This is a genomic window from Pseudomonas sp. FP2254 (assembly GCF_030687695.1).
Taxonomy (GTDB): Bacteria; Pseudomonadota; Gammaproteobacteria; order Pseudomonadales; family Pseudomonadaceae; genus Aquipseudomonas; species Aquipseudomonas quebecensis.
In genome coordinates this window covers 759,688-777,016 of sequence record NZ_CP117444.1, presented here as the reverse complement: position 1 = coordinate 777,016, position 17,329 = coordinate 759,688, and the positions used below count along the sequence as shown (strand labels likewise).

General features: G+C 62.4%; 15 protein-coding genes. 10 read left to right on the top strand and 5 right to left on the bottom strand.

The features are described from left to right. The first annotated feature begins 75 nt into the window (after positions 1-75). Positions 76-885 carry an AraC family transcriptional regulator gene (locus tag PSH94_RS03340; RefSeq protein WP_181079563.1) on the top strand — a complete coding sequence of 270 codons (810 nt, stop codon included), beginning with the start codon at positions 76-78 and terminating at the stop codon, positions 883-885. Between the two features lie 15 nt (positions 886-900). Here PSH94_RS03340 and PSH94_RS03335 read toward each other — a convergent pair whose 3' ends face one another. After that, on the bottom strand, positions 901-1,476 hold the full coding sequence (locus PSH94_RS03335) for a flavin reductase family protein (RefSeq protein ID WP_253510342.1): 576 nt from the start codon (positions 1,474-1,476) through the stop codon (positions 901-903). 209 nt (positions 1,477-1,685) lie between these two features. On the opposite strand from PSH94_RS03335, the gene PSH94_RS03330 reads away from it, so the two are divergent. Then, entirely contained in the window at positions 1,686-3,056 is a 1,371-nt protein-coding gene (locus PSH94_RS03330) for a gluconate:H+ symporter (RefSeq protein WP_181079561.1), read from the top strand. A gap of 3 nt (positions 3,057-3,059) precedes the next feature. On the opposite strand, the gene PSH94_RS03325 is transcribed toward PSH94_RS03330, so the two are convergent. Continuing rightward, entirely contained in the window at positions 3,060-4,349 is a 1,290-nt protein-coding gene (locus tag PSH94_RS03325) for an MFS transporter (protein ID WP_181079560.1), read from the bottom strand. Between the two features lie 186 nt (positions 4,350-4,535). Here PSH94_RS03325 and PSH94_RS03320 point away from each other — a divergent pair, with 186 nt between their 5' ends. From PSH94_RS03320 to PSH94_RS03305, 4 genes are all read left to right on the top strand, one after another. Further along, a complete protein-coding gene (locus PSH94_RS03320) occupies positions 4,536-5,954 on the top strand; it encodes a short-chain fatty acid transporter (protein ID WP_305436461.1) in 1,419 nt (472 codons plus the stop codon). A gap of 236 nt (positions 5,955-6,190) precedes the next feature. After that, positions 6,191-7,891, top strand: a complete 1,701-nt coding sequence (acpA, locus tag PSH94_RS03315; RefSeq protein ID WP_305436459.1) for an acid phosphatase — start codon at positions 6,191-6,193, stop codon at positions 7,889-7,891. 122 nt (positions 7,892-8,013) lie between these two features. Further along, positions 8,014-9,183, top strand: a complete 1,170-nt coding sequence (locus PSH94_RS03310) for a hypothetical protein (RefSeq protein WP_181079557.1) — start codon at positions 8,014-8,016, stop codon at positions 9,181-9,183. Positions 9,184-9,342: 159 nt separating this feature from the next. Then, on the top strand, positions 9,343-9,855 hold the full coding sequence (locus tag PSH94_RS03305; RefSeq protein ID WP_181079556.1) for an SET domain-containing protein-lysine N-methyltransferase: 513 nt from the start codon (positions 9,343-9,345) through the stop codon (positions 9,853-9,855). Here PSH94_RS03305 and can read toward each other — a convergent pair. After that, complete coding sequence (can, locus tag PSH94_RS03300; protein WP_025856499.1) at positions 9,852-10,496, bottom strand: carbonate dehydratase; 645 nt, start codon at positions 10,494-10,496, stop codon at positions 9,852-9,854. The two genes, PSH94_RS03305 and can, sit on opposite strands and share 4 nt — an antisense overlap. Positions 10,497-10,634: 138 nt before the next feature. Here can and PSH94_RS03295 point away from each other — a divergent pair, with 138 nt between their 5' ends. Continuing rightward, a complete protein-coding gene (locus PSH94_RS03295; RefSeq protein ID WP_181079555.1) occupies positions 10,635-11,039 on the top strand; it encodes a serine kinase/phosphatase in 405 nt (134 codons plus the stop codon). Between the two features lie 57 nt (positions 11,040-11,096). On the opposite strand, the gene rimI is transcribed toward PSH94_RS03295, so the two are convergent. Next, positions 11,097-11,549, bottom strand: coding sequence for a ribosomal protein S18-alanine N-acetyltransferase (gene rimI, locus PSH94_RS03290; protein WP_003188286.1), 453 nt, complete (start codon positions 11,547-11,549; stop codon positions 11,097-11,099). Beyond that, entirely contained in the window at positions 11,542-12,285 is a 744-nt protein-coding gene (locus tag PSH94_RS03285; RefSeq protein ID WP_305437712.1) for an energy transducer TonB, read from the bottom strand. The genes rimI and PSH94_RS03285 overlap by 8 nt, the downstream gene beginning before the upstream one ends. A 187-nt stretch (positions 12,286-12,472) precedes the next feature. Here PSH94_RS03285 and mksB point away from each other — a divergent pair, with 187 nt between their 5' ends. From mksB to mksF, 3 genes are read left to right on the top strand one after another with little or no spacing between them, the layout of a single operon-like run. Further along, a complete protein-coding gene (mksB, locus tag PSH94_RS03280; protein ID WP_305436455.1) occupies positions 12,473-13,750 on the top strand; it encodes an Mks condensin complex protein MksB in 1,278 nt (425 codons plus the stop codon). Continuing rightward, a complete protein-coding gene (gene mksE, locus PSH94_RS03275) occupies positions 13,740-14,447 on the top strand; it encodes an Mks condensin complex protein MksE (RefSeq protein WP_253510327.1) in 708 nt (235 codons plus the stop codon). The genes mksB and mksE overlap by 11 nt, the downstream gene beginning before the upstream one ends. Continuing rightward, a complete protein-coding gene (gene mksF / locus PSH94_RS03270; protein ID WP_181079552.1) occupies positions 14,444-17,284 on the top strand; it encodes an Mks condensin complex protein MksF in 2,841 nt (946 codons plus the stop codon). Before mksE ends, mksF begins: the two co-directional genes overlap by 4 nt. Positions 17,285-17,329 lie beyond the last annotated feature (45 nt).

The following is a 17,329-nucleotide window of genomic DNA, read 5'->3' as shown; positions in this document are numbered from 1 at the left end:
ATCGTTCAAGACCCCGCAGACAGCGCGCCCCACACTGAGTTACCGTGTTTCCACCTCTTCCTGTGACAAGTCACCATGGGCAATTCGACCACCCCGCTCGATTGGCTGCACCGTGCGCCGCACGCCAGCGGCCTGGACCGTATCGAGGCGTACTTTGCAGGTTTCGCCTTCGACCCGCATCGCCACGACACTTACGCCATCGGGCGTACGTTGTTCGGCGTGCAGAGTTTTCATTACCGCGGCGGCATGATCCACAGCCTGCCCGGCACGACCATGGTGATTCATCCCGATGAGGTGCACGACGGCCGCGCCGGGAGCGAGGAAGGCTTCAAGTACCGCATGATTTATGTGGAACCGGCGTTGATTCAGCAGATCCTCGGCGGCAGGCCGTTGCCGTTCGTGCCCGCAGGATTGTCCACCGATCCGCGGCTGTTCCGCGCCAGCGAAGTGCTGTTGCAGAACCTGGATTGCCCGGTCGACCCGTTGCAGGAACAGGATGCGTTGTTCGACCTGGCCCAGGCGTTGAGCGCTGCGTCAGGAGCGGTCGTCAGCCGCAAGACGTTCGACTACCTGGCCGCCGAGCGGGCACGGGAATTTATCCACAGTGCCCTGGGCCGCAGCATCACACTCGATGACATGGCCGAGCACGCAGGGCGAGACCGCTGGGGCTTGTCGCGGGATTTTCGCCTGCTGTTCGGCACCAGCCCCTACCGTTACCTGACCATGCGCCGCCTGGACCTGGTGCGCAGCCTCCTGGCCCAGGGCCAATCTCTGGTAGATGCGGCGCTCACCGCCGGCTTCACCGACCAGAGCCATATGACCCGGCAATTTCGCAGCACCTACGGCATGCCGCCGTCGCGCTGGGTGAAGATGCTGGGACGTTGAATGCGTTGGCCAGGCTTACAACTGGCGCCCATCGATCGGCTGGCCGATGCTCAGGAAATGCCCGCCCGCCACGTGGTGCAAGGTGCGCAATGGGTCGTGCCCCTCGAAGTGCCAGCGCCCGTCACTGAAGACACGCTCATCGGCGTAGGCGGCGACCACTTCACCGAGAAACAGGTCGTAGGTCTGCTGGTTATGCGGCTCGGGCAGCAGGCGGCACTCCAACCACGCCACGCACCCCTCCAGCAACGGTGCGTCGGTGTGTTCACCGTTGAAAGTGCGCAGGCCATAGGCGGCGAATTTGTCGAGGTCGCGGCCACTGATGGTACCGACGGTCTGCACCAGGTCGGCCTGGGCCGCACACGGCACCTGCAGCACAAAGGTGCCCGCGCCTTCCAGCAGTTCGCGGGTCCAGGTGGATTTGTCCAACACCACCGCGACCTTCGGCGGTTCGAAATCCATCGGCATGGCCCAGGCGGCAGCCATGATAGTGCGCTGGCCTTCATGAGCGGCGCTCACCAGTACGGTCGGGCCATGATTGAGCAAGCGGTAGGCCTTGGGCAGCGGGACAGGACGGCAGTGTTCGGGGCTCATGCAGGGTGGCTCTTCAAGCGAAAAAACCTACGATACCTCAAGCACAAGCTCCCCGGGTAAGGTCCGCCGTGAGTGGCCAAGCCCTCGGAACATGAAAAAAATCGCCAACACAACGGATCTATAGGGGGGCAACGTCCGATCAGGTATCCTTTTGGCGCAGGAAACAAAAAGAAACAATTATCCTAACCTGTTCGATAAGGAGTCCCGCTTTGGCGTTATCGACTGCTGCGTGGATGGTGCACGACACCCGCCTGATGTTTTGCGTACTACTGGCCATCGCCAGCATCATCGTGCTGATCAGCGCGACCAAGCTACCGCCGTTTCTGTCGATTTTGATCGGCACCTTTATCGCCGGGGTTGGTGCAGGCCTGCCGCCGGAAGACGTGGCCAAGGCCTTCAGCAAAGGCGCTGGGGCGATCCTTGGCGAGGCCGGGATCATCATTGCCCTGGGTTCGATGCTGGGCGCGCTGATGGCCGAGTCCGGTGCGGCCGATCGCATCGCCACCACCCTGCTGGGGCTGGGCAAGGGCAAGTCGCTGCCGTGGGTCATGGCCTTGGTGGCGATGGTGATCGGCTTGCCGCTGTTCTTTGAAGTGGGCCTGGTGATGATGGTGCCGATCATCTTCGTCATGGCCAAGCGCTCGAACCAGCCACTGCTGAAAATCGCCATCCCGGCGCTGGCGGGCATGACCACGTTGCACGCGTTGATGCCGCCGCACCCAGGGCCGCTGATTGCGGTGGGCGCGCTTCACGCCGACCTGGGCCTGACCATGCTGCTGGGCTTTTGCCTGGCGGTGCCGGCGGTGATACTGGCCGGGCCGATCTATGGCAACTGGCTGTCCAAGCGCCTGCATGTGGATGAGCCGGCCGACATCGGCGCGCTGTTCAGCGCGCCGCCCAAGGCACCGCGCCAGCCGAGCTTCGGCGTGTCGTTGCTGATCATTCTGTTGCCGGTGATTCTGATGCTCGGCAGCACCTTGGCCAAAGTCGCATTGCCCGCCGAAAGCAGTGTGGGCATGACGCTCAAGTTCCTCGGCGAACCGCTGATCGCCCTCGGCCTGGCGGTAATCGCTGCGGTGATCTGCCTGGGCTGGGCGGCCGGCATGCCACGCGCCGAGGTCGGCAATACCCTGCGCAAGGCACTCGCGCCGATTGCGGTGTTGCTGTTGACCATCGGAGCCGGCGGCGGCCTCAAGCAAACCCTGCTCGACGCCGGTGTCAGCCAGACCATCAGCAAGGTCGCCGAAGGCGCGCACATGCCGTATCTGCTGCTGGCCTGGCTGATCGCCGTGGCGTTGCGGCAGGCCACGGGTTCGGCCACCGTCGCCACCACCACAACGGCGGGCATCCTGGCGCCGATGATGGCGGGCCTGGCGGCGACACAAAGCTCACTGGTGGCCCTGGCGATCGGCGCCGGCTCGGTGTTCTTCTGCCACGTCAACGATGCCGGGTTCTGGATGGTGCGTGAGTATTTCGGGCTGCAGCTCAAGCAGACCATTTGGGTCTGGTCGGTACTGCAGACCATTGTGTCCGTGGTCGGCCTGGTCGGTACGTTGCTGCTCTGGCACTTCCTGACCTGACCCTCAGGCCATCAAAGCGTGGCGCTTGCCAAACAGCGCCACACTGCCCACCCCCACCGCGCCCATCACCACGCAGTAGCCCACACAGATCCACGGACTGGCGGGCATGAGTGCGATCAGCATCAGCGGCGTGGTGCTGGCCCACAGCGCGTAGGCGATGTTGTACGTGAAGGAAATCCCCGACACCCTCACCGCCGGCGGAAACAGGCCGACCATCACCGAGGGCACGGCGCCCACCACCCCGCAGCTCAAGCCCGCAACGGCATACGCGGCGCCGAGCCACGCACCACCGCCGATCAGGCTGGCGTACAACAGCGCAATCCCCACCGGCAGCAACAGGCTGTAGACCAGCACCGCGCGCCAGGCACCGATGCGGTCCACCAGCAGGCCGGCGAGCACACAGCCGATGTTGAGAAAGACGATGCCCAGCGCGCTCAAGGCGAAGGTGTGACTGGGGCTCATGCCGAAGGTTTTCTGCATCATGGTCGGGGTAATGACCACCAGCACCACCACGGCCGAGGTGAGCACGCAGGTGAGGATCATCGCCGGCAGCAACACCGCGCGATGGTCGCGCAATACGGTGCGCAGCGGCAGTTCGGCGGCAGCCTGTCGGCGCGCCTGCATTTGCATGAAGACCGGGGTTTCACTGAGCCAGCGGCGCAGCCACACGCCGATCACCCCGAACACACCACCGAGCAGGAAAGGAAACCGCCAGGCGTAGTCGAGGATCTCAGCGGGCGTAAAGACTTGCGCCAGCAGCGTTGCGGTCAGAGCGCCAAGCAAGTAACCGAAGGTCAGCCCGGCCTGTAGGAAACCGAGCGCGTAACCGCGATGGTTGCGCGGCGCATGCTCGGCAACGAAGGTCCAGGCACTGGGCACTTCACCGCCCACCGCCGCGCCTTGCAGCACCCGCAGCGCCAACAGGATCAGCGGTGCGAAATAACCGATCTGGGCGTAGGTGGGCATGATCCCGATCAGCAGGCAGGGCAAGGCCATCATCAGGATGCTCAGGCTGAATACGCGTTTGCGTCCCAGGTGATCGGCAAAATGCGCCATCAGGATGCCGCCCAACGGGCGCGCCAGGTAGCCGGTGACAAAGATGCCGAAGCTTTGCAGCAGGCGCAGCCACTCGGGCATTTGCGGCGGGAAGAACAGTTGGCTGAGGGTCAGCGCGAAAAACACAAAGATGATGAAATCATAGATTTCCAAGGCACCGCCCAAGGCAGCCAGGCCCAGGGTTTTGTAGTCGGAGCGGGAAAAGCGCTGCGCCTGTGCGACAGAGGTGGCAGTCATGGAGTGGCTCGGCAGACAAACAAAATGGCGTGCAGGTTATGAGCTGAACCGGATCATGGCAATCGCGGCAGATATATTTGTTTTCCTCATGGATCGATGAAGATAACTGCATTCCCATATGAATGGCCGTAGCGGAATATGCCGTCCAATTGCCAAACCCATAATAACGACAAGAGGTAATGACTCGTGGCCGACGCTATCGAAGAAAGCCGCTATGCCCGATTCGCCCTGCGCTGCTCCAATTTTGCCGAACGCTGGTTCCCGGACTCCTGGGTGTTTGCCGCGCTCGCGGTGATCATCGTCGTCGTGGCGACTCTGGGCATGGGCGCCGCCCCGACCGACGCCGCCAAAGCCTTTGGCGATGGTTTCTGGAGCCTGATCCCGTTCACTATGCAGATGGCCTTTGTGGTGATTGGCGGTTATGTGGTCGCCAGCTCGCCGCCGGCGGTGCGCTTGATTGACCGCCTGGCCCGCATTCCGAAGAACGGCCGCTCGGCCGTGGCGTGGGTGGCGCTGATTTCCATGGTCGCGTCGTTGCTGAATTGGGGCTTGTCCCTGGTGTTCGGCGGTCTGCTGGTGCGGGCGCTGGCTCGGCGCAACGACCTGCGCATGGATTACCGCGCGGCGGGTGCGGCCGCCTATCTGGGCCTGGGCGCGGTGTGGGCGCTGGGACTGTCGTCGTCGGCCGCGCAGTTGCAGGCCAACCCAGGCAGTTTGCCGCCATCCATCCTGGCCATCACCGGGATGATCCCCTTCACCGAGACGATCTTCCTGTGGCAATCCGGCGTGCTGTTGCTGGCGCTGATCGTGGTGTCGCTGATCATCGCCTACGCCACCGCCCCAGGCCCCAACAGTGCCCGCGACGCCCAGGCCTGTGGCGTCGATCCGGCCTTCAACCTACCCAAGCCGCAGGCACCGACGCGCCCCGGCGAATGGCTGGAACACAGCCCGCTGCTGACCATCCTGCTGGCGCTGCTGGCCGCCGGTTGGCTGTTCCATGAGTTTTCGACCAAGCCGGCGATCAGTGCCATCTCGGGGCTCAACACCTATAACTTTCTGTTCATCATGGTCGGCGCGCTGCTGCACTGGCGCCCGCGCAGTTTCCTGGATGCGGTGGCCCGCGCGGTGCCGACCACCACCGGGGTGTTGATCCAATTCCCGTTGTACGGCTCGATCGCCGCGCTGATGACAGTGGTCAAGGGCGGCGACGGCCAGACCCTGGCGCACCATATCTCGACCTTCTTCACCTCCATCGCCTCCCACGACACCTACGCGCTGCTGATGGGGGTGTACTCGGCGGTGCTGGGCTTCTTTATTCCTTCGGGCGGCGGCAAGTGGATCATCGAGGCGCCGTACGTGATGCAGGTGGCCAACGATCTGCAATACCACCTGGGTTGGTCGGTGCAGATCTACAACGCCGCCGAAGCGCTGCCGAACCTGATCAACCCGTTCTATATGCTGCCGCTGTTGGGAGTACTGGGGCTCAAGGCGAGGGATTTGATCGGTTTTTCGTTCGTGCAATTGCTGGTGCATGCGCCGCTGGTGCTGTTCTTGTTGTGGGCGTTGGGGACCACGCTGGCGTATTTGCCGCCGGTGATGCCGTAGGCGAATGGAGAGTGCGCCTGTTATTGCAACGGGCGCAGTCAATCAGGCGCGACAGCCGGTATATGTGCTCGGTCTGATGCGACACTCCAGTCGACTGTCAGGCAGTCATCGGGGGCAAGCCCCCTCCCACAGGTTCTCGCAGCGCCGGCAGGTCGCGCTGTTGTCTTGGTTCCGTCATATCCCCCTGCTACCGTCCTGCGAAATATCTTGCAACATCTCGCCAGGACTCCCCCGCAATGAGTGACGAGCACAAAGACCGCCCCTCCCCCGATTCCGTAACTCAACCGCCTGTGGACACCAGCCGTCGGCGCTTCCTGGGAGGCGCGGCGGTACTGGGGGTGGGCGCTACCTTGAGCGGCTGCGGCAATACCAGCGAAGCGCCCGACACACCGCAGGCACGACCACTGACGCCGCAGGAACTGGACAAGGCTTTGCGCGAACAGGTGAAAACCGTGGTGGTGATCTACGCCGAAAACCGCAGTTTCAATAATCTGTTTGCGGACTTCCCCGGCGTGGAGAAACCACTGTCGGCGCTCTCCGCCGCCGACTACCAGCAGCGCGACCGCGACGGCAGCCTGCTGACCACCCTGCCTGCGGTTTGGGGCGGCGTGCTGCAGGTAGGCCCGCAAAGCGTGGACGGGGTGACTTACCCCAATGACGTGCAATTCCAGGAAAACCTGCCCAACGCACCGTTCGCCCTCAAGGGCCCGAATGCCGAAGACTTGCCTTTGAGCCTGGTGACCCGCGACTTATGGCATGTGTTCTACCAGAACCAGATGCAGATCAACGGCGGCAAGAACGATGGTTTTGTTGCCTGGGCCGATTCCGGCGGCCTGGTGATGGGCCATTACGCCCAGAGCCGTTATTCCCTGCGTCTGTGGGACGTGGCCAAAGAGTTCGTGCTTTGCGACAACTTCTTCCAGGGCGCGTTTGGCGGCTCATTCCTCAACCATCAATACCTGATCAGCGCCACCGCGCCGGTGTACCCGAACGCGGCGCAATCGGTGGCCAAATCGCAGATCGCCACGTTGCAAAGCGATGACCCCACCGACACGCGCCTCAAGCCATTGGACAAATCCCCGGCCAGCGCCATGACCGGCCCGCCGCAATTCGGCCCCAGTGCGTTGACTCCGGACGGTTATGCGGTAAACACCCTGGCCCCGCCCTATTGGCCGACCTGGATCCGCGACCCGCAGAATCCGGATTACTCCAAGCCCGACCTGCCCAATGTGCTGGTGCCGCAGACCCACGAACACATCGGCGACAAGCTGTCGAAGAAGAATGTCGACTGGGCCTGGTACGCCGGGGCCTGGCAGGCGACGCTGGATCAGTTCAAGGATTCGGGCGGGATCCCCAAGATTCCCAATTTCCAGTACCACCATCAGCCGTTCAACTACTTCAAGCAACAGGGGCCGCAGAACCCGGCGGAGCGCAGCAAGCGTCTGCGCGATGGGGGGTTGGGCGATGAGTCCAGTACCAACAAGTTCTTTGCCGATGCGCAGGCTGGAAAGCTGCCGGCAGTGACGTTCTACAAGCCTCAGGGCAACCTGAACATGCACGCCGGTTACGCCGATGTGGCGTCGGGCGACCGGCATATCGTCCGCGCGCTGAAGGTGTTGCAGGAAAGTGCGCAATGGAAAAACATGGTGGTAGTGGTGACCGTCGATGAAAACGGCGGCTGGTGGGACCACGTGGCACCGCCCAAGGGTGATCGCTGGGGCCCTGGCACGCGCGTTCCGGCGCTGGTGGTGTCGCCCTTCGCGCGCAAGGGCACAGTGGACCACACGGTTTACGACACCGCGTCGATCCTGCGGTTGATTACTCGGGTTTTCCAGCTCGAGCCCCTGCCCGGCCTGAAACAGCGCGACGACGCGATGATTGCACGCGGCCAGGTGCCGATGGGCGATCTGAGCAACGCATTGCACTTCAGCGTGTAGGGTTTCTTATCCAATAGCGACATGTTCGCTGATTTAGCACGCGGTTTTCCTGGTCAGCCGCTACTGTGTGCAAGTGGGCCTTCATCCCGCGCAGACGGGCTTTCGCTGACAAGGAATCAATTATGTTCACATCGACCAGGCTGTCCCTGACCCTGGCCGCACTGATGGTCAGTGCGGTCGTGCAGGCCGATATCGAAGTACCTCTGGGCAGTACCCAGCGCGTCACCCAATTGTTCGCCTTTCCCAATAACTGCAATGTGATCTGTTATCGGCCCTGGACGCTGGAGCAGACCGCCGAGCATTACCTGAACCAGAGCCTGCAGCGCGACGGTTACAGCCGCGCCAAAGTCAGCGTCAAAAGCCATGACGGCCAGGTGACGGCGACATTCAGCGGCGTGCCGGACGGTTATGGCCAGCCATTGACTACCCTGCTCAACACCGCCGACCTGGCGTATCAGGGCGCCAGCAAACTCAACAGCGACGGCAAGTGGGCCTATAACTGGTACCTGTTCCTGCCGCTGGGCATGGCCCTGGAAAACCGCAAGAGCATCGAATTGCTGCACTTCCCGCCGGACTATTCGCTGACCCAGGCCCAGGATTACCTGGAATCGGCCACCACCGACCGTTGGGCCACGCTGCTCACCGACAACGGCGTGCCGGCCACCGAAACCCCGGCCTACCAGACCATCATCGATATCGCCCCCATCGCCGCACCCTCCAATGCCGGTAAAGATTTGGAGGCGGTCTACAGCTATTTCACCGACTACCAGACGCGCATGGTCAAGGAATTGAGCCTGTTGCCCAACGGCGCGCTGCCGATGGTGGCGTTCGGCGCACCAGTGCGTAACTGGATCAAGCAGCAATACGGGCAAACCGTGGGCGTGCTGGGCCTGGCGCAGATCAGCCCGGCTGTCGGTAAGAGCGTATCGGTGCTGGGCTCCAACCACCCCAGCTATATCTGGTACGCCGCCGACCCGGCGACGTATGACGGCAACGAGCAGAAGGCCGACGAGGCGGGTTTGAAAGTCATGGGCCAGGACTTGAGCGCCGCCTGCTGGCAGGCGGGCATGGGCCAGAAACCGGCGAGCGATGCGAACGTGCTGCTCCAGGCCTGTATGAACACCTGGCAGGTCACGCGCAAGGAACAGACCTGTGAATTGTTCTACACCTCGGTGCGCAAACTGACCCCGACCGAAGCTAACGCCAAGTGCGCCACCCCGACCATAAAAACTCAGCTCAAGCAACTGAAGAACGCCGCCCCGACGCCGACAATCATGGCGCCGCACCTGTAGGGCGCCACCCTGCGCGAACGATTTCTACTGTCATATTTGACAGTAGAAATCGGATCCAACTTCGGCGAACCTTGAGCCGCGCCCATCCATTGCAAGACTGGCAGTCAGACATTATCCGCAGGTCGAAGCAGCCTGACCAAGGGCCCACCTAGGAGAGTCATGAAAACTCAAACCATGGGTATGGCTGAAACGGCAGCAAATGATTGCCTGTACCCTTTCAAGACATTGCTCGTTGAGCGAGGCTACCCCTCGTCCAAACACTTCAAGATCGTTGGCAAAGGCGGCGGTGTCGAGGCGCGCGTTGGATTCGACAGCCGTGTGCTGATTGCACAGGTTTCCGGCTACGCCGTGAACAAACGAGGCCCGCGCACGCTGCAGTTGTCGCCGCGTATCCACTTGTACGACTGCTGGTTCTGCGGCCTGCTGCGGCACTCGTGTAACCCGAATGTATTTTTCGACAGCACCTACCTCGAGTTGTGGACCGTAAGGCCCATCCCCGCCGGCACGCCACTGACGCTCGATTACGCCAGCAACGAGGACACCCTGTCCCGACAATTCGCCTGCCATTGCGGCGAGCTCAATTGCCGGGGCTGGATCACGGGTCGCGATGAGCCGCTGAACGCCGAAGGGCAGGCGTTCATGGCTCGATGGCGCGAGCGTAAGCGCCCTTAAGCTTCGCCCAGCGGACGCAGGCGGTATTGCGGTGGCAGTTGCTCGAAGCCGCTGATGGTGGTGTTCAGGCTTTTCCAGCGGCCATCCTTGATGCCGTAGATGCAACCATGGATCGACAGGCTCTGCCCGCGGTGCCAGGCGTTTTGCACAATGCTGGTGTGGCCGACGTTGGCTACTTGCTGAATCACGTTCAGCTCGCACAGCCGGTCCACACGCTCTTCTTCGGTCGGCAGCTGGGCCAGCACGTCACGGTTCTCATAGTAGAGATCACGAATGGTGCGCAGCCAGCCGTCGATCAGGCCGAACTGGCGGTCCTGCATGGAAGCACGCACGCCTCCGCAGCCATAGTGCCCGGTGACGAGGATGTGTTTGACCTTGAGTACATCGACTGCGTACTGGATCACCGACAGGCAATTGAGGTCGGTGTGCAGCACCACGTTGGCCACGTTCCGGTGCACGAACAGATCGCCCGGCAGCATGCCGACGATCTCGTTGGCCGGCACCCGCGCATCGGAACAGCCGATCCACAGGTATTCCGGGGTTTGCTGGCGGGCGAGCTTGGCGAAGAATTCGGGATCTTCCTGTTTGATCGCATCCGCCCAGCGTTCGTTGTTATCAAGCAGGTCTTGTAGTTCGTTCATCAGGAAAGCCTCAGGAATGATGCGCAGCTGTGTGACACACGACCACTCGTCCAGGTCACGCCCATGCGCAATTAGCTTGAATCTTTAGGGCGCCGTGCCTGTCCACACACTATATGCCCCACAGTATGAGGATTGGCCATGACTGAATCACGACGTCCCTACGGCGCTACCCAGCCCGAACCGATTGATGACAACGAAGACCGCATGGGTTCGATGCGCGAGCTGGATTTTGACGACGAGGCACCCAGCGCAGAAATCGGCGACGAAATCCCCCGTGGCGAGCGCGAACACTTGATGCCTGACGAGCGCGTGCGTGAAGCCGGGATGACCGGGGCTTCCACCGACGATCATGAATCGACCGACGACGACATGAGCCCGGAAACCCTGATCCACGAAGACGGCGCACGGGATGCACGAGAGGCCGGCGAAGACAGCCCCGCCGATTTCGATCTGAGTGTTGTGGACGAAGACGAGATTGGCGCAGGAAATGGTCTGGATGAGGCAGAACTGGCGGATATCGACCCTGTAGACGGTAATCGCTGACCGGCGCAGTTCAACCTGCGGGAGCCGGCTCAGCCGCTCCCGCATCGGCTGGGGTGGTCAATCCACCAGGGTGCAGGCCATGACCACCGCATCTTCACGCCCACCGACCGCCGGGTAGTAATCCCGGCGACGGCCGATTTCATTGAATCCGTAGCGCTCGTACAACCGAAAGGCCCCGGTATTGCTGTCACGCACTTCCAGGAAACACTCCCGCGCATTCGCCGCATAGGCACGCGACATCAGGTGTTCCAGCAGTGCCAGGCCCAGGCCACGGCCCTGGTTCTCCGGCTTGACCGTAATATTGAGCAGATGCGCCTCGTCGAGAATGATCTGCACCACGCCGTGCCCCACCTGCTGCTCGCCTTCGAACATCAGCCAGATCTGGTACTTGCCCAGCCCATCGAGGAAAATGCCACGGGTCCAAGGGTGGCTGAACGCCGCGTATTCGATTTTCAGCACGGCGTCGAGGTCGGCTTCGGTCATCGGGCGGAAGGATAAAGCCTCACTCATCGGTTGTTTTCCAGCGCGCCATCAGCCGGCGCATGGCTTGCCAGACATCAGCCTTACGCTGTGGCTCTTCCATTAATAATTCCAGGCCCGGCAGGGCCCATACCGAGCCCAGGCTTTCGACCTGCAGCTCGCGATACCACGCCTCGGCGTTGGCTTCACCGGCAAACCGCACGGCGGGCAGGCCAATCAGCCACACGCACACGCTGGGTTCGTCTTCCAGGCGCGCCGCGACAAACCCTTGCACGAAGTCGCGCGCGGCCTCCGGGCCTTGATCCATGGTGCCCCGCGCCAGCAACGGCCAGCGCACCGGGTCGCCGACGATCTGCGGGCTGTCGGGCAGGCCGGCGGCACGCAGCATGTCCTTGAGCAGCAGGTAGGCCGGGTCGCGGGTTTGGAAGCGCTCGCCGGTAGGCAGTTCCACCAGCAGCAGGCAGCGCCCGGCACGCAGCAATTGCAGGGCAAAACGCGCCGGCGGCACCACCGGCGCCTTGACCACCGGCGCAGCCTCTTCGGCCACTGTGGGCTTGGTCACTGGCGAAGGCCGCGGGACTTCGACCTTGGTCCGCTCCACCGCCGGGCGTGTCTCGGGCACCGACTTGATCACCGCGACCGGCGGGGCCGCTTCCTCCCCCGAAGACTCCAACACCACATCGGGCTCAAGCGCCTGCAACAGCTCGGGCCGCGATGGCGCAGCAAACGGCAGTTCGGTACGGGGCAGCCAATTGACCACCTGCATGGCGGTCAAGTAAGCGCGACGTCGGGACTCGATAAGCACAGCTCGGCCACTTGTGGATAAGTAAAGAGCGGGGATTCTACCGCTGTTCGCTCTCAATCGCCCACTGCGCACTGACCGGCTGTGGATAAATCCCCCGTCCGATGCAGTACAATCGCGACTTTTAATCGCCAACCAGCCGGCCATTCCCATGATCGAACCCAAGCGCGTCCTGCGCGCCCTCGCCGAACACTGGGCCTTACTTGAGCCACTGTGCGAACACTTCGACCAAGGCACCCTGAGCCTGAGCGAGCTGCGCGCGCAACTGGCCGCCCAACAACTGGACAGCACGCCGCAGGACATCACCAGCCTGCTGGACGTGTGGATTCGCCTCGACATCCTCGTACCTGTGGCCAAGAGCCCGAACCGCTTCGAGCTTAACGCCCAGATTCACGATTTCCTGGCCTACCTTCGCAAGGAACACCGGCTCGGCCTGTGCCTGGAGATCGAAGCCTACCTGCGCCACCTCGAGCGTCTGGCCGGCTATATTCAGGACGCCTTCGACATCCGCGACGGCCACGACCTGGCTCGCCAACTGCGCCTGCTCGATATGCGCGTGCGCGACGTGCTGAAAAAACTCGCCAACGATGAACAGGCCCTCGCCGCCGTGGCCGACCGCGCCAAGACCAGCGACCGGCAGATTCCGTTGCGCCAGCGCTATGCCGAAGTCCTGGCGACCTGGGATGAATACGTCGAACCGATGATCCAACTGGTGAACGCCGACGGCGCCTTCGAACAAGGCGTGCGCAAGGTCGAGAATGTGCTGTTGCGCCTGCTCACCGAACAGCAGCGCCTCGGCCATCTGGTGGACGATGACATGCTGCTGCGCACCCACGCGCGCATCCTCGAAATGCAGACCAGCGCCCAATTGACCTTGCGCCATGCGCGGGAACTGTTGCTGCCGCTGCGTGAAGAAGCGCGCCGGCACAACGCCGTGACCCGTGGCGCGGCGTTGGCCTTGTCAGCGATTCGACGCAAAGGCCTGGACGCGGTGCCGCAAGCGGCGATGCCTATGTTCACCCGACCGCAAAGCACCTTCCTGGGCAGCGCGAGCCAGGTGGAAGCCTATGTGTATGCCCTGGCGAACTTCGAGCCCAAGCCTGCGCGGTTCCCCAAGGCACACAAGTCCCACAAGGGCGAAGCCCAACGCGCGCCGCGCACGGTCAAGGAGATGCTCGATCGCTGCGAAGACGCACTGCCGATGCCGGACCTGATGACCTGGCTGCTGGAGCAGGAGCCCGACGGCGCCACCGACGAGTTGCTGTACTGGTTCTCGCGCCTGTCCCGGGAAAAACGCTTCAAGCGCGAACGCCTGGAACGTCGCGATTACCACACCCACGAGCATCAGGTCAGCCTGCGCTCTTTCGCCCTGCTCCCGGCCACGCCCGACGCGGCCGAGCATTCTGCGAGCATTCCTCATGCATCTTGATCTATCCGAACTGTCCCAGCTGGCGCCGATTTTCCGCGAGCTGTTCAAGGGTTACCACGTCAGCCGCCGCGACCCGGAGCTGTACGCCCAACTGTCGAACTTCCAGGACCAGTACCGCATGCTGTTCAAAGCCCTGGGCTTTGAGCTGGTGTGCGACACCCGCGGTTTCTATTACTTCGTGCCGGACACCGCCGTGGCTGCCGCGCAGGTCAACAAGACCGCGCAGCGCCTGGCGTTGTTCACCTTCATCCTCGTCGAGCACCTGGCCGACCAGGGCCGCGACCCGATCGCCGTGCTCGACGGCGGCAGCCTGGGTCGCGACGAACTGCCCTCGCTGCTGGAAAAGTACCGCGACCTGTTTATCCAGGCTGAAGTGCAAACCCAGGAAGAACTCGAAGAAAAAATCATGCGCCGCATGACCCAGCTCGGATTCGCCGGCGAAGACAACGGCGTGTACCGCTTCCTGCCACCGATGCATCGCTTTCTCGACGTGTGCCTGTCGGTGCAGCAGGACCGCGATCTGGCGGCCAGCGTGCACAGCGTGTTGCCACTGCCGGCGCCGGTGATCATCGACGAAGACAGCGATGAAAAACTGTTGCAGACCGATGACCCGCTGGACCTCAGCGAGTTTGACAACGAGAGCGAAGAAGACGCCCTGGCCCGCGCCATTGCCGAAGAACAGGAGACCGACGCATGAGTAAGGAACGCTACGGCATCCGCCGCTTCGCCCTATTGAACACCGCCGGCTACAGCCTGGGCCTGTTTCCGCTGGAAGAGCCGCTGTCGGTGTACGGCGCGAACAACCTGGGTAAATCCGCCTCGATCAACGCGCTGCAGTTCCCGATTCTGGCGCGCATGTCGGACATGAGTTTCGGCAAGTACACCCTGGAACAATCGCGGCGTTTCTACTTTGCCAGCGACACCAGCTACATCCTCGTCGAAGTCTCCCTGCCCCACGGCCCGCATGTGATCGGGGTGGTCGGTCGCGGCCCCGGCGGCGGTTTCGGCCACCAGTTTTTTGCCTACGCGGGCAAGCTGGACCTGGCCCATTACCAGCAGAACGACACCTGCCTGCGTCAGAAAGAGCTGTTCACCAACCTGGAGCGCGAGGGCCTCAAGGCCTATGAGCTCAAACCGGATGAACTGCGGCGCTTGCTGGTGGGTGGCCACACGTCGATCCCGCTGGACCTGACGTTGATCCCGCTGCGCTCCACCAGCGAGCAGAGCCTGAAGACCTTCCGCGCGCTATTTATCAACCTGCTGCACATGCGCGAAATCACCGCGGCCAAGCTCAAGCAACTGTTCCTCGATGCGTTTGAACACAGCCTGCGGTCCGGCAGTGTGGATTACATCGCCGCGTGCGAAGAAGCCTTCCGCGATGTGCGACGCATGGAACAGGACTACAACTCGCTGGTGGCCGCCGGGCCGCTGGTCGAAGCCCTGGCCAATGGCGTGAAACAGCGCGACATTCTGCGTGGCAAGCTGCATCGTCTGTCGCCGCTGCTGGATTCGCTGCTGGGGACCTGGTCGGACTACGCCAGTGCGCGCAAGGAAGAGCTGACGATCCAGGCCGAGCACTACCGCAACGAGCAGGACGCCCTGCAGAACGACCAGCGCGGCGGTACTCAGGAACTGATGCGCCTGGAGCGGGAGATCAGCGGCATCCAGCGTTGGCTGGGTGAATTGTCGGTGCTCAAGCATCGCTTTGCGCTGGTGGATGACGTCAAGGTGCTGGAGCAACAGCTGCTGGCCGCCAAGGACGCCCACGACGAACTGGCCGGCGCACTGGCACAGTCGCGGCAGTTCAGCGCCGAAGACCTGGATGAGCGTTTGCGCGATCTGGAAAAGCGCTTGAAGTCAGTCAAGCAACAGCTCGATCACGCGGACAACAACAGTTACGCCAAACTGCGCGAAGAATTCTCACAGCAGGACGTCGAGCGTCTGATGCGTCTGTTCAACAGTTCGCTGTTCAGCCTGCCGCTGGGCGAACACGGCATCACGCTGGACGAGGACGGTCAGTGGGTCAAATCCCTGGAGCAGATCCTTGATGGCTTCAAAGGCGAGCGCTTTGAAGTACCGGGGCTGTCCATCGATATCTCGCACATCGAACCGCCGGCATTGCAGGCCCTGGCGGACCGCGCGGCTTTGCGCGATCAGAAAGAGCGCCTTGAAAAAGAACTCAAGCAGCTCAAAACCCAGCAAGCCGTGGCGGCTGACCGCGCGGCGAGCAAAACCCAGACCGAAGCGTTGTACCAACAGGTGCTGGATGCGCAAAAAGCTTTGGAAGACTTCCGCCGCGCGCAGACCCTGAGCGCCGAGGAAGGCGAAAAACTGGAAAGCCTGGCGCAGATGGAAGCGGCGCAGGACGAGTTGAAACGCTCCAGCGATGCGTTCACCGAGCGCGTCCAGCAACTGTCGGCCAAGCTGCAACTGGTCGGGCGGCAGATCGGCGACATGGAAGCCAAGCAGCGCACCCTGGATGACGCGCTGCGCCGTCGCCAGTTGCTGCCGGCGGATCTGCCGTTCGGCACACCGTTCATGGACCCGGTCGATGACTCCATGGACAACCTGCTGCCGTTGCTCAATGACTATCAGGACAGTTGGCAGGGCCTGCTGCGCGCCGACGGCCAGATCGAAGCGCTGTACGCTCAGGTGCGCCTCAAGGGTGTGGCCAAGTTCGACAGCGAGGATGATGTGGAACGTCGCCTGCAACTGCTGATCAACGCTTATGCCCACCGCACGGATGAAGCCCTGACTCTTGGCAAGGCACGCCGCGCGGCGGTCACCGATATCGCGCGAACCTTGCGCAATATCCGCAGCGACTACGACAGCCTGGAACATCAGCTGGCGCTGTTCAACCGCGAGATCAACAAGCGCCAGGTGTCCAACCTGCAAAGCTTCCGCATCGTGCTGGCGCCGAACAAGGAAGCGCTCAAGCATATCGACCAGATCATCCACAGCGCCGGGCAGTATGAGGAAGGCGAAACCTTGTCGGTATTCGACCTCAGCCAGAGCGCCGAGCAAGACAACAAGAACGAAGAAGCCAAGGAATACCTGGCTCGCCTGGTGGCCGCTAATCACAACCAGTTGGGCCTCAAGGATCTGTTCGAGCTGGCCTTCGAAATCACTAAGGTCAACGGCCAGCCGGTGATCCACACCGATATCGATGGCGCGGCGTCCAACGGCACTACCATGACCATCAAGGCGCTGACCAACATGTATTTGTTGCTGCACCTGATGGACCGTGACCAGGCCGGCCGCGTGCGCTTGCCGTACTACCTGGATGAGGCGGCGGATATCGATGAGAAGAACCAGGCAGCGCTGCTGGAAACCAGTTTGCAGTTGGGCTTCGTGCCGATCCTGGCGAGCGTGAAACCCCAGGTATCCGCCCAGGTGGCGATCGACCTGGAAGGTGGCAGCGGGCCGAACGGCATCTATATCGACGAGGCGGACTGGAAGTACATCCGTCGCCATGATGTGGTGAAGGCGACGGTGAATGTGCAGGCGGATGAACCGGAGCTGGATGAGGTCTGACCTGCGGCACTGAAATGCAAAAAGGCCGCGATTTTATGGATCGCG